The 24,320-nt window shown below is 72.5% G+C and carries 20 protein-coding genes; 7 read left to right on the top strand and 13 right to left on the bottom strand.

What is annotated here, in order from left to right:
* Nucleotides 1-56: 56 nt before the first annotated feature.
* Nucleotides 57-512 (bottom strand): NUDIX domain-containing protein, encoded by a 456-nt coding sequence (locus OC439_RS08740; protein ID WP_262012989.1) that lies wholly within the window; start codon nucleotides 510-512, stop codon nucleotides 57-59.
* A gap of 112 nt (nucleotides 513-624) precedes the next feature.
* Here OC439_RS08740 and OC439_RS08745 point away from each other — a divergent pair, with 112 nt between their 5' ends.
* The gene (locus OC439_RS08745; protein WP_135242510.1) at nucleotides 625-1,017 is read left to right on the top strand and encodes a cyclic nucleotide-binding/CBS domain-containing protein; all 393 of its coding nucleotides are present in this window, start codon (nucleotides 625-627) and stop codon (nucleotides 1,015-1,017) included.
* A gap of 98 nt (nucleotides 1,018-1,115) precedes the next feature.
* On the opposite strand, the gene OC439_RS08750 is transcribed toward OC439_RS08745, so the two are convergent.
* The 9 genes from OC439_RS08750 to OC439_RS08790 all read right to left on the bottom strand — a co-directional run bounded on the left by OC439_RS08750 (nucleotide 1,116) and on the right by OC439_RS08790 (nucleotide 14,518).
* The gene (locus OC439_RS08750) at nucleotides 1,116-4,172 is read right to left on the bottom strand and encodes a malectin (protein WP_262012990.1); all 3,057 of its coding nucleotides are present in this window, start codon (nucleotides 4,170-4,172) and stop codon (nucleotides 1,116-1,118) included.
* Nucleotides 4,173-4,390: 218 nt separating this feature from the next.
* The gene (locus tag OC439_RS08755; RefSeq protein WP_262012991.1) at nucleotides 4,391-5,434 is read right to left on the bottom strand and encodes a glycoside hydrolase family 26 protein; all 1,044 of its coding nucleotides are present in this window, start codon (nucleotides 5,432-5,434) and stop codon (nucleotides 4,391-4,393) included.
* A 144-nt stretch (nucleotides 5,435-5,578) separates the two neighbouring features.
* On the bottom strand, nucleotides 5,579-6,508 hold the full coding sequence (locus OC439_RS08760) for a sulfotransferase family protein (RefSeq protein ID WP_013477473.1): 930 nt from the start codon (nucleotides 6,506-6,508) through the stop codon (nucleotides 5,579-5,581).
* Nucleotides 6,509-6,534: 26 nt separating this feature from the next.
* A complete protein-coding gene (locus OC439_RS08765; protein ID WP_262012992.1) occupies nucleotides 6,535-8,148 on the bottom strand; it encodes an oligosaccharide flippase family protein in 1,614 nt (537 codons plus the stop codon).
* Nucleotides 8,115-8,978: a sulfotransferase family protein gene (locus tag OC439_RS08770; protein WP_013477472.1), complete on the bottom strand. Its 864-nt coding sequence runs from the start codon at nucleotides 8,976-8,978 to the stop codon at nucleotides 8,115-8,117. The genes OC439_RS08765 and OC439_RS08770 overlap by 34 nt, the downstream gene beginning before the upstream one ends.
* Before the next feature lie 17 nt (nucleotides 8,979-8,995).
* Nucleotides 8,996-10,201, bottom strand: coding sequence for a hypothetical protein (locus OC439_RS08775; RefSeq protein WP_262012993.1), 1,206 nt, complete (start codon nucleotides 10,199-10,201; stop codon nucleotides 8,996-8,998).
* Entirely contained in the window at nucleotides 10,201-11,685 is a 1,485-nt protein-coding gene (locus tag OC439_RS08780; RefSeq protein ID WP_194800369.1) for an O-antigen ligase family protein, read from the bottom strand. The genes OC439_RS08775 and OC439_RS08780 overlap by 1 nt, the downstream gene beginning before the upstream one ends.
* On the bottom strand, nucleotides 11,682-12,689 hold the full coding sequence (locus OC439_RS08785; protein WP_262012994.1) for a DUF3048 domain-containing protein: 1,008 nt from the start codon (nucleotides 12,687-12,689) through the stop codon (nucleotides 11,682-11,684). The genes OC439_RS08780 and OC439_RS08785 overlap by 4 nt, the downstream gene beginning before the upstream one ends.
* Nucleotides 12,686-14,518, bottom strand: a complete 1,833-nt coding sequence (locus OC439_RS08790) for a Wzz/FepE/Etk N-terminal domain-containing protein (protein WP_262012995.1) — start codon at nucleotides 14,516-14,518, stop codon at nucleotides 12,686-12,688. Before OC439_RS08790 ends, OC439_RS08785 begins: the two co-directional genes overlap by 4 nt.
* 500 nt (nucleotides 14,519-15,018) lie before the next feature.
* Between OC439_RS08790 and OC439_RS08795 the strand changes: the two genes are divergently transcribed.
* Genes OC439_RS08795 through OC439_RS08810 form a run of 4 tightly spaced genes read left to right on the top strand, consistent with a single transcriptional unit; the run spans nucleotide 15,019 to nucleotide 17,976 of the window.
* Nucleotides 15,019-15,495 carry a polysaccharide biosynthesis protein gene (locus OC439_RS08795; protein ID WP_013289269.1) on the top strand — a complete coding sequence of 159 codons (477 nt, stop codon included), beginning with the start codon at nucleotides 15,019-15,021 and terminating at the stop codon, nucleotides 15,493-15,495.
* Entirely contained in the window at nucleotides 15,492-16,067 is a 576-nt protein-coding gene (locus OC439_RS08800; protein ID WP_262012996.1) for a glycosyltransferase, read from the top strand. Before OC439_RS08795 ends, OC439_RS08800 begins: the two co-directional genes overlap by 4 nt.
* The gene (locus tag OC439_RS08805) at nucleotides 16,064-17,065 is read left to right on the top strand and encodes a sulfotransferase family protein (protein ID WP_262012997.1); all 1,002 of its coding nucleotides are present in this window, start codon (nucleotides 16,064-16,066) and stop codon (nucleotides 17,063-17,065) included. Before OC439_RS08800 ends, OC439_RS08805 begins: the two co-directional genes overlap by 4 nt.
* Nucleotides 17,062-17,976 (top strand): glycosyltransferase family 2 protein, encoded by a 915-nt coding sequence (locus OC439_RS08810; protein WP_013289266.1) that lies wholly within the window; start codon nucleotides 17,062-17,064, stop codon nucleotides 17,974-17,976. The genes OC439_RS08805 and OC439_RS08810 overlap by 4 nt, the downstream gene beginning before the upstream one ends.
* Before the next feature lie 58 nt (nucleotides 17,977-18,034).
* Here OC439_RS08810 and OC439_RS08815 read toward each other — a convergent pair whose 3' ends face one another.
* Both OC439_RS08815 and OC439_RS08820 read right to left on the bottom strand, forming a co-directional pair.
* Entirely contained in the window at nucleotides 18,035-19,606 is a 1,572-nt protein-coding gene (locus tag OC439_RS08815; protein ID WP_262012998.1) for a hypothetical protein, read from the bottom strand.
* A gap of 101 nt (nucleotides 19,607-19,707) precedes the next feature.
* The gene (locus OC439_RS08820) at nucleotides 19,708-20,586 is read right to left on the bottom strand and encodes a 3'(2'),5'-bisphosphate nucleotidase CysQ (protein ID WP_262012999.1); all 879 of its coding nucleotides are present in this window, start codon (nucleotides 20,584-20,586) and stop codon (nucleotides 19,708-19,710) included.
* A 198-nt stretch (nucleotides 20,587-20,784) separates the two neighbouring features.
* On the opposite strand from OC439_RS08820, the gene OC439_RS08825 reads away from it, so the two are divergent.
* Both OC439_RS08825 and corA read left to right on the top strand, forming a co-directional pair.
* Nucleotides 20,785-21,879, top strand: a complete 1,095-nt coding sequence (locus OC439_RS08825) for a PLP-dependent aminotransferase family protein (RefSeq protein ID WP_262013000.1) — start codon at nucleotides 20,785-20,787, stop codon at nucleotides 21,877-21,879.
* Between the two features lie 345 nt (nucleotides 21,880-22,224).
* On the top strand, nucleotides 22,225-23,373 hold the full coding sequence (corA, locus tag OC439_RS08830) for a magnesium/cobalt transporter CorA (protein ID WP_262013001.1): 1,149 nt from the start codon (nucleotides 22,225-22,227) through the stop codon (nucleotides 23,371-23,373).
* 104 nt (nucleotides 23,374-23,477) lie between these two features.
* On the opposite strand, the gene OC439_RS08835 is transcribed toward corA, so the two are convergent.
* Nucleotides 23,478-24,317, bottom strand: coding sequence for a hypothetical protein (locus OC439_RS08835; RefSeq protein ID WP_262013002.1), 840 nt, complete (start codon nucleotides 24,315-24,317; stop codon nucleotides 23,478-23,480).
* Between the last annotated feature and the right edge of the window lie 3 nt (nucleotides 24,318-24,320).

Below are 24,320 nucleotides of genomic sequence, written 5' to 3' on the forward strand. Positions count from 1 at the left end.
CTTCTCGACCCGATTCCACCCGGCGAGGATATCGCCGGGCGCGGAGCGGCAGTGGTTCAGCCCGTCAGACCGATCGAGCGCAGCGCGGCGAAGCCGTCCTCAGCGATCCGCCGGATCAGCCCGTCGTTGACGTCCCGGTGCTCGTCGAGCAGCGCGATCTCCGACTCCGCCAGCCAGCGGAACTCGGTGTGCTTGCCGGCCTCCAGCCGGGGCCGGCTGAGGTCGCCGTCCACCCGGATCAGGAAGTCGGTCTCCACCCGGGTCAGCCCGTCGTCGGCGGTGTACCGGTATTCGCCGACCAGGCCGAGCACGTGCGACACGGCCCAGCCGGTCTCCTCGGTGACCTCCCGGCGCAGCGCGTCGTCGATCTCCTCGCCCGGTTCGAGGTGGCCGCCGACGATGTCCCAGCAGTTCGGGAAGAGGCGTCGGTCGGGGGATCGGCGTTGGATGAAGATGCGGCCGTCGTCATCGACGATCAGCGCGCCGGCGCAGCGGAGGGGCTCGGTGGGCACCCTCCGACAGTAGCCATCCGGGCCGTCTCCGGCGATGCCCGTTCTTGTCCCGGTACGCATCGATGGCCCACCATGTCCGTACTCAGTCGCCGTCCCACAGGGGTGATGTGTGATGCAGGTACGGGAAGCGATGTCCAGCGAGGTACTGGTGGTCGGGCCGGAGCACACGCTCCGGCAGGCGGCCCGGATGATGTCGGCCCGCGGTGTCGGGTCGGCGGTCGTGATCGACCCGGACTCCGAGGGAGTAGGGATCATGACCGAACGCGATGTGCTGAAGGCGATCGGCGCCGGGCTCGACCCGGATGTCGAGCGCACCGGGGCACACCTGACCTGGGACGTCGTATACGCCGGCCCGGACTGGACGATCGAGGAGGCAGCCGCGGCGATGGCCCGCGGCGGGTTCCGTCACCTGGTCGTGCTCGACGGCCGGGAGGTGGCGGGAGTGATCTCGGTACGGGACCTGATGCGGGTCTGGGCGGGTGAGCACGCGCCGACCCGTACCTGATGTGGTCCGGCGCGAGCGGCGCCGGAGAAAGGGCGATGGCCCGGCCGATATCGGCCGGGCCATCGTCGTATCTGTTCCGTTTCGGTCGTGCCCGCCCGTCAGGGGCCGACGAAGACCGAGGTGCCGCGCCAGTCCACGTCGTCGACGCTCGGACCGCTGCGCACCGTGGCGGAGCCGGTCGGCACGCCGTCGGACCACGCCATCGTGGACAGGTTGCCGGTGCTCCGGGAGACGACGTAGAGCGTGTCGCCGTCCAGGAACAGGCCGCCCGCGTCGGCGAACGCGGTGGTGCCGGTGACCGTGTTGCGCTCGGCGCCGACGGTGCCGGTGTCCGGCGTGAAGCCGCGCCAGAACAGCGTGCTCTGACCGGCCAGCGAGTAGTAGATGCGTCCGCTCTTGTAGAACATCGCGGTCACGTTCGGCAGTTCCGCGGAGAAGTTGCCGGTCATGCCGGCGTAGGTGGAGCCCTCCGGCGCGGAGCCGGTCACGACCAGGTCCCACTTGGCGTCGTGGTACGGGTCCAGCTTCTTCGGGGTGCCGAACTCGTTGCCGTCGAACGAGCGCTTGTAGAGGTCGCCGCCGACGCCGTAGAACAGGTCACCGCCGACCCAGAACGCGCCCTTGATGTTCGACCAGCCGGTGTTGTCGCCGTTCGGCACCGACATCGCGTTGCCGACCGAGGTGGCGCCGTCGTACGTCCGCTTGGTGATGCTGTCGACGGTGGTGGCCGGCGGCACCGGGGGCAGCTTGACGATCTCGATGCCCTGCACCAGCGGGTTCTCCAGGACGCGACCGAAGTCGATGTCGATGTTGCCGTCGCTGGTGATCGGGAACGCGCGCATGGTGCCCCGGTTGGTGGCGCCGATCGCGGCGATCGGGTCGAAGTTGCTCAGCTTGACCACGCCGTCGATCGACACGTTGAACTTGCGCTTGCCGGCGGTGGCGGTGCCGGACCAGCGGTTGGCCAGGTAGAGGCGCACCTGCACCGGCGTGCCGGCCGGGACCGGGAAGTCCCACTGCATGTCCGGCGCGGGCGACTCGTCCCACCGCTCCGCGTTGAACAGCTCGACCGGCGTACCCGACGGCACCGTGCCGTCGAGCGTGGCGTTCGTGGTGTAGCTGGTCACCTGGTTGCCGGCGTTGTGGTAGGTGCTCGGCGCGGCGGCGGTGTCCGCGGCCCAGGCCGGGCCGCTCGGCGCGGCGAGCTGGTCGCCGCCCGCGTTGACCCGGTAGAGCACGTCGGAGGCGTCCGGCGTGGGCGCGGTCTTGACGATCTCGATGCCGTGCAGCAGCGGGTTCTGCAGCACCCGGCCGAAGTCGATGTCGACCACGCCGTCGCTGACCACCGAGATGGACTGCATGGTGCCGCGGTCGGTGCCGCCGGCGGCGACGACCGGGTCGAAGTCGTTCAGCTTGAGTACGCCGTCGATGCTGACGTCGAACTTGCGGGCGCCCGGCTTGCTCGTGCCGGACCAGCGGTTGCCCATGTAGATCCGGACGTCGACCCGGGTGCCTGCGGCGACCGGGATGTCCCACTGCATGTCCGGCGCGGTCGCCTCGTCCCACCGCTCGGTGTTGAACAGCGTGGCCGGCGTGCTCGCCGGCACGGTGGAGTCGAACGTCGCGTTGGTGGTGTAGCTGGTGACCTGGTTGCCCGTGTTGTGGTACGGGCTGGGCTCGGTGGCGCTGTCGGCGGCCCAGTCCGGCCCGCCGTCGGTCGCCGGGATGGCCGGACCACCGGCGTTGACCCGGTAGAGCACCTCGGTCTGCGCCGCACGGCCGGCCTGGTAGACGTTGCCGGGAAGGCCCTTGGTGCTGGTCGAGTGCGGGGTGCTGCCCCCGTCCAGCGGGAAGAAGGCGATCCGCTTGCGCTGGTAGTCGAAGTTGCCGATGTACTCCTGGTCGCTGCCGAGCCAGAGGCCCTCCTGCGTCACCAGCATCTCGGTGACGCCGTAGCCGCGCGGGTGGCGGCCCGGGTTCCAGGACAGCGGCAGGCCGCTCACCGGGTCGAGCGCGGCGATGCTGGCCCGCGGCACCGCGCCCGGTCCGGCCTTGTCGCGGGCGAGCGGGTTGTTCGACCAGCGGAAGTGGCCGCCGACGTAGATGGCCTTCTCGCTGATGCCGACCGAGAGGAAGGTGTCGCCGCCGCTGAAGTTCGTCCAGGTCGGCTTCTGGCCGGCGCCGGTGGCGGAGGTCTCCCAGCGGGCGGCGGAGTCGCAGAGCGTGCCCGGGTACGACGCGCCGGTGGTGACCACCACGAAGTACTTGCTGTCCGGGGAGAACTGGACGTCGCGCACCCACGAGTCGAACGCGGTGTACTTGCAGGCCGCGGAGTAGCCGTCGGTGTTCCAGTCGGCGACGGTCGCGGAGCTCTCGCCGAGGTTGATCCGCACGATCTGGTCGTGCACGACGCCGTCGGCCTTCTTGAAGTTGCCGATCACCACGAGGTGCTTGCCGTCAGGGGAGACGGAGAGCTTCTCCACGCCGACACCGGCCGAGGCGCCGTTGTTGGTCGGGGTCCAGTTGTGGTTCTCGGTCAGCGCCACGGTGAGGTACTCGTCCACCGCGCCGGTGGTCGGGTTCAGCGAGGCCAGCCCGTTGCGGTTGATCGTCGCGGTCGCCGTGGTGAAGATGCCGCCGACCAGCAGGTGACCGTCGACGAGCGCGATGTCGTTCACCGTGCCGTTGAACGCCGGGCCCTTGAACCCCTCGACGGGGGTGCCGTCGGCGACGTTCAGCAGCACCAGCTTGCGGAAGTTCTTGTCGCCGACCTTGTTGAACTTGCCGGCGACGTACACCGTGCCGGGGGTCGGCCCGGCGATGATCGCGGTGACGTCGTTGTCCAGCACCGGCGCGAACGCGTTGTCGATCTTGCCGGTCGCCTTGTCGAAGGCGAGCAGTCCGCGGCGGTCGACCGGGGTGGGTGAGGAGCCCCGGTTCTGCGCGTTGGTGAACGAGCCGCCGACGATCACCTTGCTGCCGGCGTCGTGGATGGCCACGACGTTGCCGTCGTTGATGTTCGGCGTCTTGTCCGACGGCACCTCGCCGACCAGCGTGCTGTGGTCGGGCGCGGGCGCCGCTGCCGGTGCGGCGAGCGCCGGCACCGGTGTGAACAAGGTGGCGATGCCGAGCACGGCAGCGCCGAATGCGGACACCGAGCGGTGTCTCAGGATCGAGGAAGCCACAGGCTACTCCGGGGGGAAACGTCGGAGGCGCTGCGATCGTGGTCGGTGCCGACATGAGGCGGGGCGTCACTCGACCGACCGCAGACGTGAGAGCAATACCTTCTCGCATTCGGCCGTCGCCCGTCCACCCGGGTTCGGCCTTTTTGGCCGAGGAAACGGCCCGGGTCACACGAAAAGACGACCGACGATCAGTCCCCGGACACGGAGGGTGTTCCTGAGGAAACGCTCAGGTCGGGCATCGGTGGCTGGAAGTACGGATCGGTCGCCATCTCCCGGAAGACCTGCTCGCTCTCCGGGTCGTTGCCGAACGTGCTGTCGTAGATGGGCTTCTCCGTCTGCCGGGCCGCGAAGTAGACAGCCGCCTTGATCTGCGGGTGCTTCTTCAGGTACGGCCCGACCTCGCGCATCCATTCGGCGCGCTGGCCCGGCCGCCCGTCCTGGGTCAGGCCGTACTCGCCGATGATGACCGGCCGCGGGTGCTTCTTGGCGAACGCCATGAAGTGGTCCATCCGGTTGGAGAAGCTGTTCCACTCCGGACTGGGATAGACGTCCGCGCAGAGCCAGTCGACCTGGTCGTCGCCCGGGTAGTAGGCGGCGGCCCGGCGCTGCGGCTCGGCGAACCCGTCCGCGTGCGGGCACCACACCCACCCGGCGTTGGTGACGCCCATCTCGGCGAAGATGCCGCGGACGTGCTTCCAGGCGGCGACGTAGTCCTCCGGCGAGTGCATGCTCGCGGCCAGGTTCGGCCGGTCCATCTCCCACCGGTAGCGCAGCAGCACCGGAACGCCGAACTCCTTGACGTCCTTGGCGCGTTCCCGGATCAGCGCGTCGTAGACGCCGCTGACGGTGGACCGGGTGTCGGTGCCCTGCCACGAGATCATCTGGAGCTTGCCCCGGGACTGGAACAACTTCTCGGTGGCGCTCGGGAACGGCTCGTTCCACTCGTGGAACATGTGCGCGATGGTGAGCTTGCCGCCGGCCGCCTGGTTGAACGCGTCGAAGGCGGCGGCCCGCCCGCTGGCGTTGTGGTACTGCGGCTTGACCCAGGTGCCGAGCCAGGCCCCCTTCTCCGGCGGCTCCGGTCCCCACCCGGTGGTGCGGACCGGAGCGGTCCGCGGTGTCACAGTCGGCGGCGGCGGCACCGCCGTCGCCGACTCGTCGGATCGCTCCGAGCCGATGTCACAGGCCGCCACGGCCGGGGCCAGGAAGGCCAGGCCCAGCACGGCAGCCATCGTCAGTCGTAACCGTCGTACCACCGCAACCTCTCCCCAGGACGGTCGCCGGCCACGGTATGGGGGCCCTGACGGATCCGCGTGGGCGGAGAGGCACGCCGGGCCGGGCGGGCGACCCCTGGCACTCTACCTGTGACGCGGCGCTCAGGCGGGGTAGCCGAGTCGCGTCAGCAGCGGCCCGGCCTGAGCCATCACGTCGGCCAGATCCTTTTCGGTCAGTCGCTGCCGCCACCGGCCCACCGAACCCGGCCGTGCCTTGGCGAAGCGGGCGTGCAGCGCCTCCCGTCCGGCCGGGTCACCGACCTCCAGGAAGTCGGCCACGACCTCGGCCGCCTCGGCCGGGCGGGTGACGATGTCCTCGTACCGCAGGTGCCGCACCCGCTCGGCGGGCAGCTCGGCGAGCTGGGTCAGCGCGCTGCTGGTGAACCGCCGCCACATCCAGGCCGACCGGCCCAGGTCGGAGACCTGCGTGAACTCCTCGCGCCGCTCCGGCTCCACCCAGAACCGGGGCGCGGCGCCCCACGGCGTACCGCCGCGGCCGCTGCGGCCGGTGCCGGTGGACGCGGCGTTCAGCCAGGGCTGCTCGGCGTGCGACACCGCCACGTCCCGGCCGTCCCGGTAGACGTGCAGGAAGACCGCGTCCGGGAAGACCTCGGTCAGGAACGGCACGATGAAGCAGTTCTCCGGGTCCTTCTCGGCGAAGCGCAGGCCGCCGTGCCCGGACGCGGCGAGCAGCGCGCCGTAGTAGCCGCGGAAGTAGCGGGCGGCCCGCTGCGGCGTCCAGCTTCCCTCGTAGACACAGCGGGCGACGGCCTTCGTCAGGCGCGGTTCGAAGTGGTACGACACGTCCGGCAGCGCGCCCACGCAACTGCCGAGGAACGTGGTGCCGGAGCGCGGGGCGCCCAGGATGAAGATCGGACGCTCCACCTTCAGGGTGAGCCGGCGGCCGCCCCCCTCGACCGGCCGTTCCAGCTCGCGGCGTTCCTTCCGGTCCGCCAGCAGACCGACCGCGGCGAGCTTCGCGGCCTTCACCGTGGACAGGCCGGAGTGCGGGGCGGGGGAGTCGCTTGTCATCGAAGGTCCCATCGGTGCAGGATCGGTCAGGACTGGGCGGCCGGGTCCGCCCCGGCCCGGTTACGGCCACGGCGCAGGGACCGCAGCGCGTCGAGGTTCAGGGTGCGCCGCCAGCGCCAGACACCCGCCGCGTACGCGACCAGCCCGGCGACCGTGACCAGCGCGAGCACGAGCGAACCGGCACCGAGCAGCGTCGCCACGCCGAGCGGCAGGCCCAGCGTGACCACTGCGAGCGCCATCGCGGCCCGGGTACCGGCGCCGAACGGGTGCAGCCGCATCGACCACCAGAGCTGGGTCAGCGGCACCAGGTTGGTGACCAGGATGGAGACGGTCCAGGCCAGGGCCGCGCCGAGGATGCCGTAACGCGGGATGAGCACAACGTTGCCGACCACGTTGAGCACGGTGCCGGTCATCGCGTTGTAGAACGTCCACGCGGTGCGCCCGGCCATGTTGAGCACCATGTCGACCATGCCGCACCCGGTGGCCAGCAGCATGGTCAGCGCCAGCAGCACCACGACCCGGCGGCCGTCGGCGTAACCGGCCCCGAACAGCGCCAGCATCGGCGTGGCGAACGCCGCGAAGATCAGGTACGCGGGCCAGGAGAGGATCACGAGCCAGCCGGTGGCGACCTGGTAGAGCTGACCCGCCTCGGCCCGGTCGTTGCGGGCGAACGCGGCGGCCAGCCGGTGCTGCACCGAGCTGGACAGCGCGACGCTGGAGAGCTGACCCAACGCCAGGAACCGGGTCGCGGCCGTGTAGATCGCCGCGTCGGCCGGACCGCGCAACGCGCTGAGCAGCACGATGTCCAGCCGCTGCACCACGATCGCGGCCAGGCTGCTGACCGCACGGGGCCCGGTGAAGCGCCAGAACGGTCCGGCCAGCTCACGCGCCGGCACCGGCCGGGTCACCTGCCGGCCGGCCCGGCCGACCAGCCGGCTCAGCCAGAACAGCGCGACCACCGCGGCGATCAGGTACGGCACCACCCAGGCCAGCGGCAGCGCGACGGTGGCGGACAGCCCGAGCCAGGCGGCCACCGCGACGGCCAGGAACTGCACCAGCGTGCGGCCGAGCCGCTCCACTGTGAGTAGCGGACGCATCTGGCCGAAGCCGCGGCAGGCGGCGAGCGCGTAGTCGTTGAGTGCGGCCAGCGGCACGAACGCCAGCAGGATGCGCAGCGCGGTCACCGCCTCCGGCCCGGCCTCCGGCATGGTGGCCCGAGCCAGCGCCGGTGCGGCCAGCCAGCCGGCCAGCCCGAGCAGCGTGCCGACCACGAGCACCGGCAGCAACCCGACCAGGATGGTGCCCCGGATCTGGTCGCGCCGGTCGAGGGTGCGCTGGCGGCTGACGAAGTAGACGGTGCCGACGTCGGTGCCGAGCCGCGCCGCCGACGCGGCGATCATGAACGCGCTGGTGGCCGCGAAGAACATGCCCGCCTCGCGGACCGACCAGCCGCGGGCGATGACGATGTTCAGGCCGAAGCCGGCGGCCGCGGCAAGCCCGACCCCGACCAGGTTGGCGAAGCCCTGCCGGGCCGCGCCGCCCAGCCCCGCGCCCGGCCCGGGGGGCGGTGCGGTGAGCGTCGGGGTGCCGCCGGCGTCCGCCTGCGTCACCGCCGCCACGACGGCACGCGTCCCCACCACGTCGCCAGCCGCTCGTCGTACGGCGCGAAGTGGTCCTCCAGCCGGGTCCTCAGCTCGGCCGACATGGGCGAACGGGACCGGGAGTTGTGCTTGCCGAACGCGATGTCCGCCCAGCGGGGCAGCCCGAGGAAGTCGCACACCGCGTCGAAGGAGGGACGCGGGTCGGCGAAGAAGTCGTCGCTGTCGATGACGTGCATGCGGTCCCGGCCGACCAGCGCCTCCAGGCGCTCCAGCTGCTCGATGTAGCGGCCCCGGGCCAGGTACGCGTTGTGCTGGAGGTGCTCGCTGGCGTACGACGCGGAGCTGATCATCCGCTCCCGCTCGCCCGCCGTACGGGACTCCTCCAGCGCGAGCGCCCGCTCGAAGTCCGCCTCGGTCTCGTAGCCCCGGGCCAGCTCGTGCGAGTGCGCGGAGTAGGCGCGCTCCACCGGGTCACGCAGCAGCACAAGCAGCTTCACCGAGGGCAGGTCCCGGGCGATGCGCTGCCCGGCCAGCGGGTGGAACATGTAGTACGGGCTGGACTCGCCGGTGATCCCGCGTACCCCGATCTGCGCCTTCACCGCCTCGGCCTTGCCGGTGGTGGGGAAGTGCCCGAGGTACCAGCTCATCCCCCGGTGGTAGTCCATGTCGAAGTAGTGCACGCCCTTGTGGTACGCGGGCGGCAGCACTCCGGGATGCTGCGACAGCGTCTTGAACAGCGAGGTGGTGCCGCAGCGCTGCGCCCCCACGATCAGGAATCCCGGCACCATCCGCGAACCGGCGGTCAGCCGGCCGACCGTCCGGCTCACCGACTTCACCGCGCGGAGCGCCTGCTCCTTGGCCAGCGTCACGTCCCCACTCCTCACTCTCACCCGGCCCGGCGGGCCAGGTGTTCCTCGACGGCGGGCAGCAGCCAGGTGTCGACGTGCCCCAGTCGCGCACCCGCCTCCGCCTGCCGATCCCGCAGGTAGCGCGCCGCCAGCTCCACCAGGTAGAGCACGGCGACCAGATCGGCGCCCCCACCGGTCTGGTCGAACGGCGCCAGGGTGGCCTCGGCGCCGGCGATCAGCGCGCGGGCCGCCTCGACCGGTTCCACCCCGTCGTGGCTCATCGCGCCCTGCACCGCCAGGTGCAGCGCGTCGTACCCGGCCGGCACGTCCGCCTCGAACCGTTCCCAGTCCCAGACCAGCACCCGGCCGTCGGCCAGCACCGCGCTGTTGCCGCCGTTCCAGTCCCCGTGCCAGGCGCCGAAGGCCACCACCGGGTCGGCGTCCGCGACGGACTTCAGCGCCGCGCGCAGCCGCCCGGCCTCCGGCCGGGGCCCGAGCGCGTCCACCGCGGCCGTGAGCCGGGCCGCGTGCCCGCTTGCCGCCCACGACTGCCGACGTACGCCGAGACAGCCCGCGACCGCCACCATCGCGTCGCGTTCGGCCGCCTCCGCGGCGGCCGGGGTGGCCCGGGGCAGCCGCACCGGCAGCGCCTCCTGCACCAGCAGCGCGTGGCCGTGCCAGTCGCCGTGGTGGCGTACCCCGGCCAGCACCACCGGGCCTAACGGCACCTCGGCGAGGCGGCGCAGCGCGTCCGCCTCCGCGTGCACCAGCGCGCGGGTCAGCGGGTCGACGCCGAGCTTGGCGTACCCGAGGGCCCGGCCGTCCGGGGCGAGCAGTTGCAGCACCGGCTTGCGGTTCGCCCGGGCCGGGCCGATGTGCAGGCTCACCAGCGCCGGCTCGCCGAGCACCTCGGTCAGGTACGCGTCCAGCCCGCCGCCGTCGACCACCAGCCGGTCGCGGAACACCAGCGGGCCCAGCCCGAGCCGGAACGCGGTGGACAGCCCCTGCCGGACCAGCTTGGCCTTGCGGCCGACCGCCTCGGTGGAGTGCCGGACCGCGCTCGCCGCCGCCCGGCCCGAGCCGGTCGGCACGAGCAGCCGGGGGCGGGACGCCGAGGGCACCACCACCCAGCCGGCGCCGCCGCGGCGCAGGCTGGGCTCGGCCGGCGCGGGCCAGATCAGCCCGGCCAGTTCACCGAGGTACGCGGCGCGGCCGTCGCCGTCCGGGGGTACGCGGAACACCATCAGCTGTCACCGGTCTTTTCCAGTCGGGCCCGTAGCCCGGCGATCGTGCCCTGGGGTGGCGCCGGCGCGAGCGACCGACGTATCCGGTCGTTGCGGGCCAGCAGGGCGACAGTGATCAGGGCGTAGGCGAGTGTCGCTTCCATCGCACCGTAGGTGAACTGGAAGAAGAGCATGAGGATGAGCACGAGCGTGCCGGCGATGCCGACCGCGCTGTGGTCGCGGCGGTAGCGCCAGATGCAGTAGATGAAGAAGGCGTTGTAGCAGATCGCGCCGACCCAGCCCTGCCCGACGAGCAGCGCCCAGACCTGGCCGTTGCTGCCGAGTTCCCGGTTGCCGCACTGCTTGCAGTCCTCGGACTTGCCGATGGCGATGGACCGGTTGCTGCCGATCAGCGCCCGGTTGCCGCCGTACCCGAGGATCGGCGAATGGTTGGCCGCGGTGACCGCGCCCTGGGACAGCGTGGTCCGGATGTCGTCGCTGTGGCCGTTCTGGAGGCGTTCGTCGAAGGTGCGGCCGAGCGGTGTGGCGACGATCAGCACCCCGATCAGCCCGACCGCCAGGGCGAGCCCGCCGAGCACCACCATCCGGCCGCGCAGCGCGAGCCGCAGCGCGACGTACGCGGCGGCGATGCCGAGACCGATCCAGAGGCCCCGGTTCAGCGAGTAGACGATCGGGAAGATCGCCGCCAGGGCGATCGCCACGCCCGCGGTACGGCGCATCGGCTTGCCCAGCACGACCCAGCCGACGATCAGCCAGACCAGCAGGATGGCGGTGTTCTGGCCCCACGAGTTCGTGTAGGTGAACGGCGCGGACGGGCGGGGCGAGCTGGCCTCCCCCTCGATCACCTGCTGCACCTGGGCGAACTTGATCTCCATGAGCGAGGTGACGTACGGGTGACCGGCGATCGACTGGGGCAGGACGAATCGCAGCGGCGCGACGAACGTGAGGTTCGGGTACAGCGAGCCGATCCAGCCGCCGAGCACCACGACCACGCCCATGAACCCGAACAGGCGGACCATCCGGCGCTGGGACAGCTCCCGCTCCCGCAGGTTGTAGACGTAGAGCATGGTCACCGTCATGGCGACGTAGTTGGCGAGCCGGATGCCCCAGCCGATGTACTTGCCGCTGCCGCCGGGGGGCAGCGTGTTCGGCGCGGTGAGGTCGAGGGTGAGCACGGACAGGAACACCCAGAGCAGCAGGACCATCCAGATCCCGAAGCCGGGCGGCACCCGGATCGGGCCCCGCTTGCGCATCTGCACCACCATCGGCACCGCGAAGATGACGAAGACGAAGCTCGACACGCCGAGCACCCACCACAGCGGGTACAGCAGGAAGACCGAGATCAGCGGCCATGCCGTCGGCAGCCGCCACGACCAGCTCTCCGGCCGTACCGTCACCGTCCGCAGGCGGTTCCCGTCCGGAGGCGACACCGCCCCGACCGGAACCGTCCCGCGCGCGGTGCGGGGCGGGGTGGCGGTGCTCATTTCACGGTGACCTTGGCGGTGGTCGGCGCGTAGATCACCCACGCGTTGCCGGGCTGGGGGTGCAGGAGATCGCCGCCGGTGTCGGCGAACGTGCAGACCATGGCCAGGCCGGGCTTGCGCCACCGGCCCTTCGCGCTGTTCGGCCCGGACACCGCGACCACGGCACCCTCACCGAAGACGTTCGCCGACGGCAGCGAGCGGGCCGACGGCTTACGCACCTCCAGCGTGCGGTACTCCATCGTCAGCACGATGACGGAGGCGGCGGTCACGGTGACCTTGCCGACCTTGCCGGCCCACAGGGACTTCGCCTGGTCGTACCGCCAGACCATCGGCGGGCCGCCGGAGACGGTGACGGTGAGTTCGGTGGCCGGCGCGAGGTCGCGGACGGCGAGCGCGTCGCCCTCGCCGGCGTGGTCGATCGGCGGGGTGGGCGGCTGGCCGCCCTTCGGGGCGGCCTTGAGCAGCGCGGCGGTCGACGTGTAGTCGCCGGAGAAGACCTTGCTGTCGTCGTCGGGCGTCACGCCGTCGAGGTCGGAGTTCTCGAACTGGGTGAGGAAGCCGGTGGGGCCGCCGTCGTAGCCGACGAACGGGCGCAGCACGGCGAGCGACCGGATGTCGACCGGCCGGATCTCGGTGACCGGGCCGATCTTGGTGGCGTCCTTGGAGTGGAACACGGCGGTCAGGTGCAGCGTGTCGGACTCGGCGAACTCGGCGTAGACCAGGTCGGCGGCGTCCAGGCCGGCCGGGGTGGTCGCGGTGCTCACCCGCAGCGGCACGGCGACCGCCTGGCGGGTGGCAGCGGCCGGGGTGCTCACCGGCGCGCCGGTGAGCGGGCCGGTGGGCAGAGTCGGCGAGGCACTGGCCGATGACGGCGAGGCGGTGACGTCGCCCGGGTCCACCACCTGGACCTTGCCCGGCTTGGGCTCGGGCTCGCTGCACCCGGTACCGACGCCGAGGACGACGGCGGGGGCGATGGCGGCGCGGAGCATCTGCCGGCGGTTCACCCCAGATCCTCGCCGGAGTCGAGGGCGTAGCTGCGGCCGTCGCCGTCACCCCGGGAGCGGTACGTGCCGCCGGTGCCGTTGAGCGGCACCGGCTTGCCCGGCATGCCCTGGTTGCCCGGGTTCGGCGGCGGGGTGGCCTTGCCGGGTGCCGGCTTGACCGGGGCGGGGCGGGACGACTGCATGCGCGGCAGCACCATCGTCGACTCGGCGGACGGGCCGGGGCTCGGCCGGGGCTTGGGCCGGTTGGCCGGTGCCACCGGGGCACTCGACGTGCTCGGCGTGCCCGAACCGCCCGAGGACGCCGGCCGGGCGGCGCCGGCCGCCGGGACGGGCAGGCGCGGGGCCAGCACGGCACCGATCACCGGCGCGTTCACCTGCTCGAACTGCTGCAGGGCGGCGGTGATCTCGCCGCTGCGGGTCTTGCCCGCCTCGGCCACCATGATCACGGCGTCGACGTACCGGCCCAGGGCCTGGGCCTCCACGGCGAACGTGGGCTGCGCGGTCTCGATGATCACGTGGTCGAAGCGCGCGGACAGCTCGTGCATGATCTCCAGCAGACCGGCGACCGGCAGCTCGACCTCCGCGTCCAGGTCGCCCGGCACCAGCACCCGGAGCTGGCCCAGCCCCGGCACCGGCGCGAGCGCCTTGAGCGGAGGTACGTCGCGGCGCAGCACCGACGCCAGGTTGTGCCGCCCCTCGGCCACGCCGGTGATGGCGCCCACCGTCGAGTCGGGCTTGGTGGTGATCAGCGCGACCTGCTGGCCGGTACGGGCGTACGCGGCGGCGAGGTTGGCGGCGACGAACCCGGCGGCGGAGCCGGCCGAGGCGTCGCAGAGCAGCAACTGGCGGCCGCGTCCACCCTGTGCCGGCTCGGGCACGGCGGACAGCAGCACGTTGCGCAGCCGGCCCAGCTCGCGGGAGACCCGGTGGGTGGCCGGCAGGACTGCGAGCGAGGGCGTCCGCGACGGCAGCTCCACGAGCAGCGGCAGGCCGACCCGGTCGGAGATGTCACGACCGCGCCGGATCCTGGTGTCGAGCCGGTCCAGCACCAGCGCCAGCACGATGCCGAGCAGCAGGCCCGCACCCATGCCGCTGGCGAGGTTGAGCGTGCGGTTCGGCGAGCTGGGCGACTCGGGCAGCCGGGCGTCGGAGATGATCTCGCCCGGGTCGGAGCCGGCCGACACCAGCGGGCTGAGCCGGTTGTTCAGGCCGGTGATCTGGTTGGTTAGCACGCTCCGCTCGGCCTCGGCCCGCTCCCGCTCGGGCGAGTTCGACGGCGCCGCCGCGATCCGCCCGGCGACCGCGCTCAACTGCTTGTTCAGTTCGGCGATCTGCTGCTTGAGCGCGTTCGTCTCGTTCTCCAGCGTCTTCTGCGCGGTGGCCTTGCGCAGGTCCAGGTACGCCTGGGCGAACGCGTGCGAGCCCGACTGGGCGCCCTCGGGGCTGTTCGCCTCGTAGACCACCTGGAGGATCTGGCTGTTCGGCGGCACCTTGACGGTCACCGACTTGACGAGCTGGTCGGCCCCGGTGTCGACCTTCATCAGCGCCTTGGCGCGCTCGGCCACGACCAGGGAACGGACCACCTGGGCCTCGGTGTCGAGGTTGACCTTGGTGTTGGGGTTGCTCTCCGCGCCCGAGCCGAGCGGGCGCACGAGCAGCGACGTGGTCGAGGTGTAGCGCGCCTCCTGGATCTGGTTCAGCACGAGCCCACCGCCCAGCCCGAGGACCGCGGCGAGCAGCAGGATCCACCAGCGGCGGCGCAGCCAGCCCAGGTAGGCCATCAGGGCAAGACCGTCGGCGTCGCTCTCGGCCAAATGGGGTGAGGGCATCAGAGTCTGTCGCTCCCTTTCGACCGAGCCGGGCAGTCCACGGCACAGCTGGACCTGACCGTGGCCTTGAGTGTCCCCGATCCGAACGACGAGGGAAAGTCTGCTCACGTTCCGGTAAGCCTGCCCGGGTGTGGGCAGCCCGCGTAGAAATGGCCGATCGGCGCTGACCATTCGGCGGGTTTCCCGGTGTCGGGCCCGACCTGTCCCCGGATAAGCCGGCGTCGCCGACGGCTCTCGTGCGGAGCGGTGACGGAATCCTGACACATCTCACTTTCTTCCGGTGGCCCGCCCCGGCCGCGCGGGGGGAACCGGGCTGACCTGGACGGTGACCGGTGGGTGGGCATCCCAGTGACGGGAATCGAGAGGTGAGCCGACCGGCGCGCCAGGATCCGTCCAATGGCCCCTTCAGTTGCCCAGGGGCGCGCCAGTAGGTTGTCAGGACGCGTCCGAGGGGCTTTCACAAAAATCCGGACGCGTCATCCGCGTACGGGAGGAACTCTGTGGTGAGCGGGTCAACCGAGGACTCGGGGCAGGTCCTGCTGGTGGGTTCCAGTGGCGGGCACCTGGCCCAGCTCCTGGCCCTGGAACCGTGGTACCGGGATCGGCGCCGCGCATGGGTAACGTTCGACACCCCCGACGCGCGCTCGCTGCTCGCCGGTGAGGACGTGGTCTGGGCGCACCACCCCACCACACGCAACGTCAAGAACCTGGTACGCAACGCGTTCCTCGCGCTGAAGGTGATCCGCCGGCGTCAGGTCGACGCCGTGGTCACCACCGGCGCCGGGGTCGCCCTGCCGTTCGTGGTGGCGGCCCGCATGCGCAAGATCCCGACGGTCTACATCGAGGTGTACGACCGGATCGACAGCGCGACGCTCACCGCCCGGCTCTGCCGGCCCTTCCTCTCCGCGATGCTCGTGCAGTGGGACGAGCAGCGCCGGATGTATCCGGAGGCGACCGTCGTGGGGAACCTCCTGTGATCCCCCGGCAGCGGGACCGGCGCTCCGCGGCGCCGTACGTGCTTGTCGTCGTCGGTACCGACGTGCACCGCTTCGACCGGCTGGTCGGTTGGCTGGAGCGCTGGCACGCGGCGCGGCCCGAGGTCCGGCTGGTCCTCCAGTACGGCCACAGCCGCACCCCGGCGTTGCCCGAGGCCACCCCGTTCCTCGGCCACGAGGAACTCCAGCGGGCGATGGCGGAGGCGACGCTCGTGGTCAGCCACGGCGGCCCGGCCACCATCACCGAGGCGCGGCGCAACGGCCACCTGCCGATCGTGGTGCCCCGCGACCCGTCGCACGACGAGCACGTCGACAACCACCAGCAGCTGTTCTCCCGTCGTCTCGGCGCGGCCGGCATGGTGCGGCTGTGCGAGTCCGAGGCCGAGCTGCTCGCCGCGCTGGACGAGGGCCTGACCGACCCGAACCGGTTCGTGCTGGCCGCCGACCCGAACCGCCCGGACCCGCGCGCCGAGGCGGTCGCCCGGGTCGGCGCGGTGATCGACGATCTGGTCGCCCGCCGGGTACGGCGACGAGCCGTCGGGCGTCGCGGATGAGCGCCCCGGATCCGGCGCCGCCGCGGGTCCTCTTCGTCGGCGGCCTCGGTCGCAGCGGTTCCACACTGCTGGAGCTGCTGCTGGCGCAGAGCGCCGACGTGTGCGCCGTCGGCGAGGTGGTGCACCTGTGGGAGCGGGCGCTCGGGGCCGACGAGCGGTGCGGCTGCGGTGAGCGGTTCACCGCCTGCCCGTTCTGGCGCCAGGTCGGTGACCAGGCGTTCGGCGGCTGGGCCGCTGTCGACCGGGACGACGTGCTGGCACTCAAGGACCGCGTCGACCGGACCCGGCACATCCCCCGGCTGGCGAAGGACGCGCTCCCGCCGGAGCAGCTGGCCGACGTGCGCCGCTACGCCGACCTGTACACCCGGATCTACCGGGCCGCGCTGTCGGCGACCGGCGCCCGGGTGGTGGTGGACTCCAGCAAGCACGCCTCGCTCGCCTTCGCGCTGCGCTGGGCCGAAGGGCTCGACCTGCGGGTGCTGCACCTGGTCCGGGACAGCCGGGCGGTGGCGTACTCGTGGGGCAAGCAGGTGCGCCGCCCCGAGGTGGTCGACGGCGAGGACTTCATGCCGACCTTCTCGCCGTTCGAGGTGAGCAAGCTGTGGACCGCGCAGAACGCCGCGTTCCACCTGCTCGCGTCCCGGGCGAAGGTGCTGCGGCTGCGCTACGAGGACTTCACCGCCGACCCGGCCGGCACCGTACGCCGGGTGCGGGACTTCGCCGGCCTGCCGGACGACCCGGCGGCGCTGCGCATCCTGTCCGGGGCCGGCGACACCGGCGCGGCGCCCGAGCCGGCCGCGCCGTTCCGGGCGCACAGCGTCGCCGGCAACCCGCTGCGGTTCAGCGGCGGGCCGTTGACGGTGCGCCGGGACGAGGCGTGGCGGGACCGCCTGCCGCGCCGCAGCCGTGCCGTGGTCAGCCTGGCCACGCTTCCCCTGCGGGTCCGCTACGGCTACCTGGGCCAGCGGGGATCCGACGAGTCCGTGGAGAGAACATGAGTGGGCCGAGCATCTCGGTCGTCGTACCGACGCGGGACCGTCCGGAGCTGCTGCGTGCGGCGCTCGACGCGATCCTCAGCCAGGCGCACCCGGGCCTGATCGAGGCGATCGTCGTCTACGACCAGTCCGAGCCGGACCGGTCGCTGGAGACCGACCGGGGTGACCGGCGGATCCGGGTGATCACGAATACCCGTACCGCAGGGCTGGCCGGCGCGCGCAACACCGGCATCGAGGCGGCCACCGGCGACTGGGTGGCGTTCTGCGACGACGACGACGAGTGGCTGCCCGGCAAGCTGGCCGCCCAGTTCGGGGCGCTCGACGCGCACCCGGACGGCGCGCTGGTGAGCTGCGGCATCCGGGTCAGCTACGACGACCGTACGGTGGACCGTTCGCTGGACCGGGCCCGGATCTCGCTGGAGGCGCTGCTGCGCGACCGGCTCACCGAGCTGCACCCGTCCACGTTCCTGATCCGCCGCGCCGCGCTGCTCGACGCGATCGGCCTGGTGGACGAGCAGATCCCGGGCAGCTACGCGGAGGACTACGAGTTCCTGCTCCGCGCCGCCCGGTACGCCCCGCTGGTGAACGTGGAGAGCCCGTACGTGCTGGTCCGCTGGCACAAGCGGTCCTACTTCGCGCAGCGCTGGGAGACCATCTCGACCGCGTTGCAGTGGCTGCTGCGCCGCTACCCGGAGTTCGCCACCGTGCCGCACGGCGAGGCGCGGGTGGCCGGGCAGATCGCCTTCGCGCAGGCCGCGATGGGCAACCGGCGCGACGCGGTCCGCTGGGCCCGGCGCACGCTGGCCCGCAACCCGAAGGAGCCGCGCGCCTACCTGGCGCTGGCGGTGGCGAGCCGGGCCGTGCAGGCCGACCGGGTGCTGCGCACGCTGCACAAGCGCGGCCGGGGCATCTGAGCCGTACGCGAGACGGGCGGGCGACCTCGGTCGCCCGCCCGTTCTCGTTCCGCTGCGATCAGGCCGTGCAGAAGGACTTCCACGCCTGGACGCTCGGCTGGTCGAGCAGCCGGAAGTCGCCCTGGCTGACCGTCTGGTTGTAGTACGCCACGAACTCCGGCCGCTGGCCGTTGAGGAAGCTGGTCATCGACCGGATCCAGGCCGCCCGTCCGGTGCCCGCGTCACCGGGCACCAGGTCACTGCCGGTCTCGGCGACGCCCCACGGCTTACCGAGCGCCTTCGACTTGCTGATCATGGGGCCGTAGATCTCCTGCGGCGAGGCGTACCGCTTCCACTTCTTGCCCCAGTTGTAGCAGTCCCAGCCGAGCGCCTCGATCACGTCGCCGCCCGGGTAGAACGCGTCGAAGCTGCGCCCGGACTTCGGGTCGAGCGTCCAGCACATCAGGATCAGCGTGTTGATCAGCTTGGGGTTGCCGGTCCGGTCGGCCAGGCCGGCGATCCGCTTCCACGCCGTCCGGTACGCCGTCGTGCTGAACGCGCCGCGCTCGACGTCGTCCTCCGGCTCGTGGAAGTACGACCAGTAGACGTTGTGCTCGCGCGGGATCGAGGAGAACCAGGAGGTCAGGCGGGAGTCGAACTTGCCGGTGTTCACCTCCTGCGGCGACGCCTTGAACGACACCACGACGGTCCGGTCCACCACGTCGGCACGGCTGCCGGACCAGGCCGGCGGCAGGCCGGGGAAGAAGATCCGGGCCATCCGCAGCTTGCCGAAGGTCCGGTCGGACCGGGCCAGCGCCTGGCCGAACGTCTCCCCGCTCTGCACACCGATCGAGGCGCCGGGCAGCGTCAGTCGCGTACCGCTGAAGGCCGGCCCGGCGTCCGCGGAGGCCGACGGACGCGCCGAGGGCTTGCCGCCGAGACCCTGGTCGGCGGTCGGGGACGCGCCCGGGGTGGCGGGCGTGCCCGGGCCCATCGAGGTGGCCGGCCCGACCGAGCCGGGCGTCCCGCCGGCCTGCCGTTCCGCCGCGTCGGGTCGCAGCGTGGCCACCGCGACCCCGCTGCCGGCCACGGCCAGGACCAGTGCCGCCGCGAGGGCGACCCGCCAGCGACGACGGGAGCCTCCGGACGACGGCACGGGGGCCGGGGCGAGCGGCGGCGCCGGCGGCTGGCCCGGACCGCCGGTGGCCGGTCCGTGCGGAACGGGTCCGTGTGGAACGTCCACCGGGGGCGGTCCGGTCAGCGTGGCGGTCGCCGTGGTGCCCGCCCCCCAGCCCGCCTCACCCGCCGGACCGGCCTGAGTGGCCCAGGCGTCGTCGTGCGGCTCACCCGGGGGCCAGGCGTCACCGCCGTGGCCCGCCGGCCCGTGCTGCGGCGCCCAGCCGTTCGTCGTGCCGGCAGCGGCGTCCCAGCCGGCCGGGTCGTGCCCGGGCCCGTCGTGGTGACCGGCTTCGGGCCGGTCGCGCTCAGGCCAGGGCAGGTCACCGCCCGGCCGGACCGGTGGTGGCGGTGGCGCGCTCTCGGCCTCCGGCCAGGGCAGCGAAGGGCTGCCCACCTGGCGCGGAATGTCCTGACCCGGCCACAGGCCGGTCGGCTGCCCGAAGGCATTGTGCGGCTCTCGGTCGGCCGGCATGACCCTCCCTGGCTGTCGGCGGCCCGTGGTCGGGGCTCAGATCGCCACGCATACCTGCCCGACGATAACCCTCATCCACCTGGCCGTACGTACCGTGACACTCAGCCGAACGCCTCACCCTGGTCACCGGTGACGGTCGAAGCGGGCATCTCGACCCCGGTCCGGGCGATCGCGTCGAGCAGTTGGTCGGCCAGTTCGGGCCGGCAGACCAGCAGATCGGGCAGCCGCGGGTCGGCCCGGTTGTAGCGCAGCGGCGATCCGTCGATCCGGGACGCGTGCATGCCCGCACCCAGCGCCACGGCGACCGGGGCGGCACTGTCCCACTCGTACTGACCGCCCGCGTGGACGTACGCGTCGACCTCGCCGGTCACCACCGCGCAGACCTTCACACCGGCCGAGCCCATCGGCACGGCGGTGGCGCCGAGCATCTCGACCAGCTCGCCCACGAACGCCGGCGGGCGGCTGCGGCTCACCGCGATCCGGATCGGCCCGTCGGACGCCTTCGGCTGCGGGCAGGTGGTGCCGAGCACGAGCGGCGTACCGTCCACCGTGGTCCGGGCCGGCATGCCGACCGCGCCGGCGACCAGGGCGCCGTCGGGGGCGGCGGAGCGCTGCCAGAGCGCCACGTGCACCGCCCAGTCGTCCCGGCCCTCCTCGGAGAACTCGCGCGTGCCGTCCAGCGGGTCGATGATCCAGACCCGGTCCGCCTCGTGCCGGGGCGCGCGCTCGCCGTCCGCCCACGCGCGGCGCGAGTCGGCCTCCTCCTCGGAGAGCACCGCGTCGGCCGGCCGCAGCCGGGCCAGCGCGGCCGTCATCAGCTCGTGCGACGCGCGGTCGCCGGCGTCCTTGAGCGCCTTCGGGTCGGCGAAGCCCTGCCGGTCCCGCAGCGCGGTGAGCGCCTTGCCGGCCTCGGTCGCCAGCCACTGCGCGAACCGCTGGTCGTCGAGCCGTCCCGCCTCGTCCTCGGTCACGAGCCTCATCCCTTGTTCTCCCGGGTCTGCCGCGACCCGTCATCCTTCGGCGTCCGGTCGGACCGGCGCCAGCGTCCGTCGGATCGTAGACAGTCGCGAGGCGGTCTCGGATCCCCCGGACGCACCGGTGACCCGGCCGGCCGCCCGCATGTTGAACTTCGCGTGTATCGCGGTCGGACCCGCCGGGCCAGGCCCTAGGCTCTGCGCATGACCGCCGAGCAGCTGATCTCGTTCGCCCGTGGCGCGCCTTCGCTGGACATCGTCGATGTCGAAGGGCTCAAGGCCGCCGCCGTCCGCGCCTTCGACGCCGACCCCGCCGGGGTCACCGCGTACGGCACCTCCGTCGGCTACCCGCCCTTGCGGAAGTGGATCGCCGAGAAGCACGGTGTCGAGGCCGACCAGGTGCTGATCACCAACGGCTCGTTGCAGGCCGACGCGTTCCTCTTCGACCACCTGGTCCGCCGGGGCGACGCGGTGGTGGTCGAGCGCCCGACCTACGACCGCACGCTGCTCAACCTCAAGCAGATGGGCGGCGAGGTGCACGGCGTGACGATCCAGCCGGACGGCCTGGACACCGCCGAGCTGCGCAAGCTGCTGGAGTCCGGGGTGCGGCCGCGGCTGGCCCACGTGATCCCCAACTACCAGAACCCGGCGGGCGTGACGCTCTCCCTGGAGAAGCGCCGTGAGCTGCTGGACCTGGCCGCCGAGTACGAGTTCACGATCTTCGAGGACGACCCGTACGCGGACATCCGGTTCCGGGGCGAGCCGCTGCCCTCGATGCTGTCGATGGACAGCCGGGGCGTGGTGGTGCACGCCTCCAGCTTCACCAAGACGGTCTGCCCGGGCGTCCGGGTCGGCTACCTGGTCGGCCCGGCCGAGCTGATCGCGGCGATCGCCAAGCGGGCCACCAACCTCTACATCTCGCCCGGCATGGTGGCGCAGGCGATCGTGCACCAGTTCTGCGTCTCCGGCGCGATCGACGAGTCGATCCGGACGGTCCGTTCGGCGCTCGGCGAGCGGTCGGCGGTGCTGGCCGAGTCGCTGCGCCGGCACATCCCGGAGGCCCGGTTCGTGGAGCCGGACGGCGGCTACTTCCTCTGGGTGGAGCTGCCCGAGGACGTCGACGTCGATCGGCTCGCCCCGGCTGCCGCCGAGCGCGGCGTGGCGGTGGTGAAGGGCAGCGACTTCATGGTCGACGGCGGCCGGCACGCGCTGCGCCTGGCGTACTCGGCTGTCACCGCGGACCGGATCGACGAGGGTGTGCGGCGTCTCGCGGAGGCGATGGCCGCCGTACGCGGCTGATTTTCTGTCGGGTTTCTGACAAGAAGGCCCCGCTGGCCGGTTCGGCTCTCCCGCTGAACCGGCCGGCAGCCCCACAATGCTGCGAGTGCCGCTCACCTTTGGCAGGTGACCTGCCCGCACGCCGGACGACCGGCCGGGCCGGCGGCACGCCCAGCATCACTCCCGCCCCCAAGGGGTGCCGGGTGGGCCGTGTCGCCCCTCACCCCCCTGACGCGGCCCGGCCCGCCCGGCGCCGCCGCGTGACGCCCGTCGCAACCGCCCGTCCCCCGCACCCGCGCCCGCGCTGCGGTTCCCGCCGGTCGGCGTAACCTGCAAGCCGCAGCTTCAGGGGAAGGGGGGCGAGAGATGACGGACCGGGTGGCACGCGACCGAACCGCCGGCACCGACGGCAGCCGGGCCCTGCGCCCCCGCGCCTGGTCGGCCCCGGTACGCGCGATGTCCCGCATCCTCAACGCGGACGGCTCCCCGCGTACGCCCCAGCCGGCCGGCCCGGAACGCAGCGGCATCGTCGACTGCGGGCTGTACGTCGACGGCGAGCGCCGCCCCGGCCGACCCGGGTACGCCGAGGCCCTGGCCTCCGCCCGGCAGGAGCGGGACGGCTTCGTCTGGCTCGGCCTGCACGAGCCGGACCTGACCGAGATGACCGAGATCGCCGCCACCTTCGGACTGCACGAGCTGGCCGTGGAGGACGCGGTCAAAGCCCAGCAGCGCCCGAAGCTGGAACACTTCGGCGAGATCGTCTTCCTGGTGCTGCGTACCGCCCGCTACTGCGAGCACGCCGAGCTGACCGAGAACTCCGAGGTGGTGGAGACCGGCCAGGTGATGCTCTTCATCGGGCCGCACTTCGTGATCAGCGTGCGGCACGGCGACGCCTGCCGGCTGGCGCCGGTGCGCGCCGACCTGGAGGCGAAGCGGGACCTGCTGCGGCACGGCCCGTGGGCGGTCGCGTACGCGATCACCGACCGGGTGGTGGACCTCTACCTGGAGGTGGCCGACCGGCTGGAGGACGACCTCGACGTGCTGGAGGCGGACGTCTTCGACAGGCAGAGCAGCGGCCGGATCCAGCGGATCTACCAGATGAAGCGGGAGCTGGTCGAGTTCAAGCGGGCGGTGGTGCCGTTGCAGCGCCCGCTGATCACGCTCACCTCGCAGGTCAACCGCGCGGTGCCGCAGGAGGTACGGCGCTACTTCCGCGACGTGCAGGACCACCTCAGCCGCACGGTCGAGCAGGTGAACTCCTACGACGACCTGCTCAACTCGATCCTCCAGGCCCGGCTGGCCCAGGTCACCGTCGACCAGAACAACGACATGCGCAAGATCGCCGCGTGGGCCGCGATCGGTGCGGTGTGGACGGCGATCGCCGGCATCTACGGCATGAACTTCGACAACATGCCCGAGCTGAAATGGACGTACGGCTATCCGGGCGTCTGGGCGCTGATGCTCGTGGCGTCCTTCACGCTCTACCGTCTGTTCCGCCGCAACGGCTGGCTGTAACCGCCGTGCCACGGCGGGCCGCCGCAGGCCGCGCCCCCCGGACACGCGGAAGCGCCGGCCACGCGGGGTCTCCCGCGTGCCGACGCTGATCCGACGGTAGGAGGTCAGCGGCGACCGGCGGCCTTCGCGGCGTTCTTGCCGGCCTGGACGGCCTTGGAGATGTCGTCGGCCGGGCGGCCGGAGACGTCCCGGGCGCCCTCGGCGACGGAGGGGACCTGGTCGGTCGGGTGGATCACCGGCTGGCTGCCGGAGGTGGCGGTCGACGCGCTGCTGCCCTTGGCCACCGCCGAGGAGCCGGCGCCGGTCGGGCCGGCCTGCGTCACCTTCGCGCTCGCGTCCGGGGTCTCCACCACGATCGTGTCCACGTCCTCCCGCATCGGCTCCAGCTTGTCGCGACCGGTCGCGCCGAGCGTGCCCGTCGCGCCGAGCGTGCCGGTCGGGTCGTACTCGGCCCACTCCTGCTGCTCGCGGCGGCGGCGCATGGCCATCGCACCGGCCAGGCCGGCGACGGTGCCGGCCACCAGCAGGCCCGCGGTCATGCCCCGCGACCTGCGCTGCTTCTTCTTTCCGGCCTTCATGTTCTTCGCCTTCTTGGTCATCGCGGCCTGCTTCTTGGCCATCACCTTGCGGCCGTCCGACGCCTTGCCGGCGGCCTCGACCCGGGCGTTGCGCACGGCCAGCAGCACCGGCGCGAGCGCCGCGGCGGTCGACGCGAACCCGCTGGAGGCGCGGTCCCGGACCAGGACCGCGGTCGGCGCGACGGCGACCCGGGCTGCCTGGACCCGCGGGCCGACAGTGGCGCCGGCACCCTTCGCCGCGTGCGTGGCGGCCTGCCTCAGGTGACCGATGCCCTGGTTCAGCTCGACCTTGGCGAGCTGGCCCTGGGTCTTTCGCCGCCCGATTCCAAACACGGTCCCACCTCCTGGGAGTTGTTCCTTCGTCATCCT

This window comes from Micromonospora sp. Mcm103 (assembly GCF_024519755.1).
GTDB classification, from domain to species: Bacteria; Actinomycetota; Actinomycetes; order Mycobacteriales; family Micromonosporaceae; genus Micromonospora; species Micromonospora aurantiaca.

Excerpts from the sequence above, each read along its gene's own strand:
- OC439_RS08835 (WP_262013002.1), bottom strand. The coding sequence starts at position 24,317 with ATGACGAAGGAACAACTCCCAGGAGGTGGGACCGTGTTTGGAATCGGG.
- OC439_RS08760 (WP_013477473.1), bottom strand. The coding sequence starts at position 6,508 with ATGACAAGCGACTCCCCCGCCCCGCACTCCGGCCTGTCCACGGTGAAG.
- OC439_RS08780 (WP_194800369.1), bottom strand. The coding sequence starts at position 11,685 with ATGAGCACCGCCACCCCGCCCCGCACCGCGCGCGGGACGGTTCCGGTC.
- corA (WP_262013001.1), top strand. The coding sequence starts at position 22,225 with ATGACGGACCGGGTGGCACGCGACCGAACCGCCGGCACCGACGGCAGC.
- OC439_RS08790 (WP_262012995.1), bottom strand. The coding sequence starts at position 14,518 with ATGCCCTCACCCCATTTGGCCGAGAGCGACGCCGACGGTCTTGCCCTG.
- OC439_RS08755 (WP_262012991.1), bottom strand. The coding sequence starts at position 5,434 with ATGGCTGCCGTGCTGGGCCTGGCCTTCCTGGCCCCGGCCGTGGCGGCC.
- OC439_RS08810 (WP_013289266.1), top strand. The coding sequence starts at position 17,062 with ATGAGTGGGCCGAGCATCTCGGTCGTCGTACCGACGCGGGACCGTCCG.
- OC439_RS08820 (WP_262012999.1), bottom strand. The coding sequence starts at position 20,586 with ATGAGGCTCGTGACCGAGGACGAGGCGGGACGGCTCGACGACCAGCGG.
- OC439_RS08745 (WP_135242510.1), top strand. The coding sequence starts at position 625 with ATGCAGGTACGGGAAGCGATGTCCAGCGAGGTACTGGTGGTCGGGCCG.
- OC439_RS08805 (WP_262012997.1), top strand. The coding sequence starts at position 16,064 with ATGAGCGCCCCGGATCCGGCGCCGCCGCGGGTCCTCTTCGTCGGCGGC.
- OC439_RS08825 (WP_262013000.1), top strand. The coding sequence starts at position 20,785 with ATGACCGCCGAGCAGCTGATCTCGTTCGCCCGTGGCGCGCCTTCGCTG.
- OC439_RS08815 (WP_262012998.1), bottom strand. The coding sequence starts at position 19,606 with ATGCCGGCCGACCGAGAGCCGCACAATGCCTTCGGGCAGCCGACCGGC.
- OC439_RS08775 (WP_262012993.1), bottom strand. The coding sequence starts at position 10,201 with ATGGTGTTCCGCGTACCCCCGGACGGCGACGGCCGCGCCGCGTACCTC.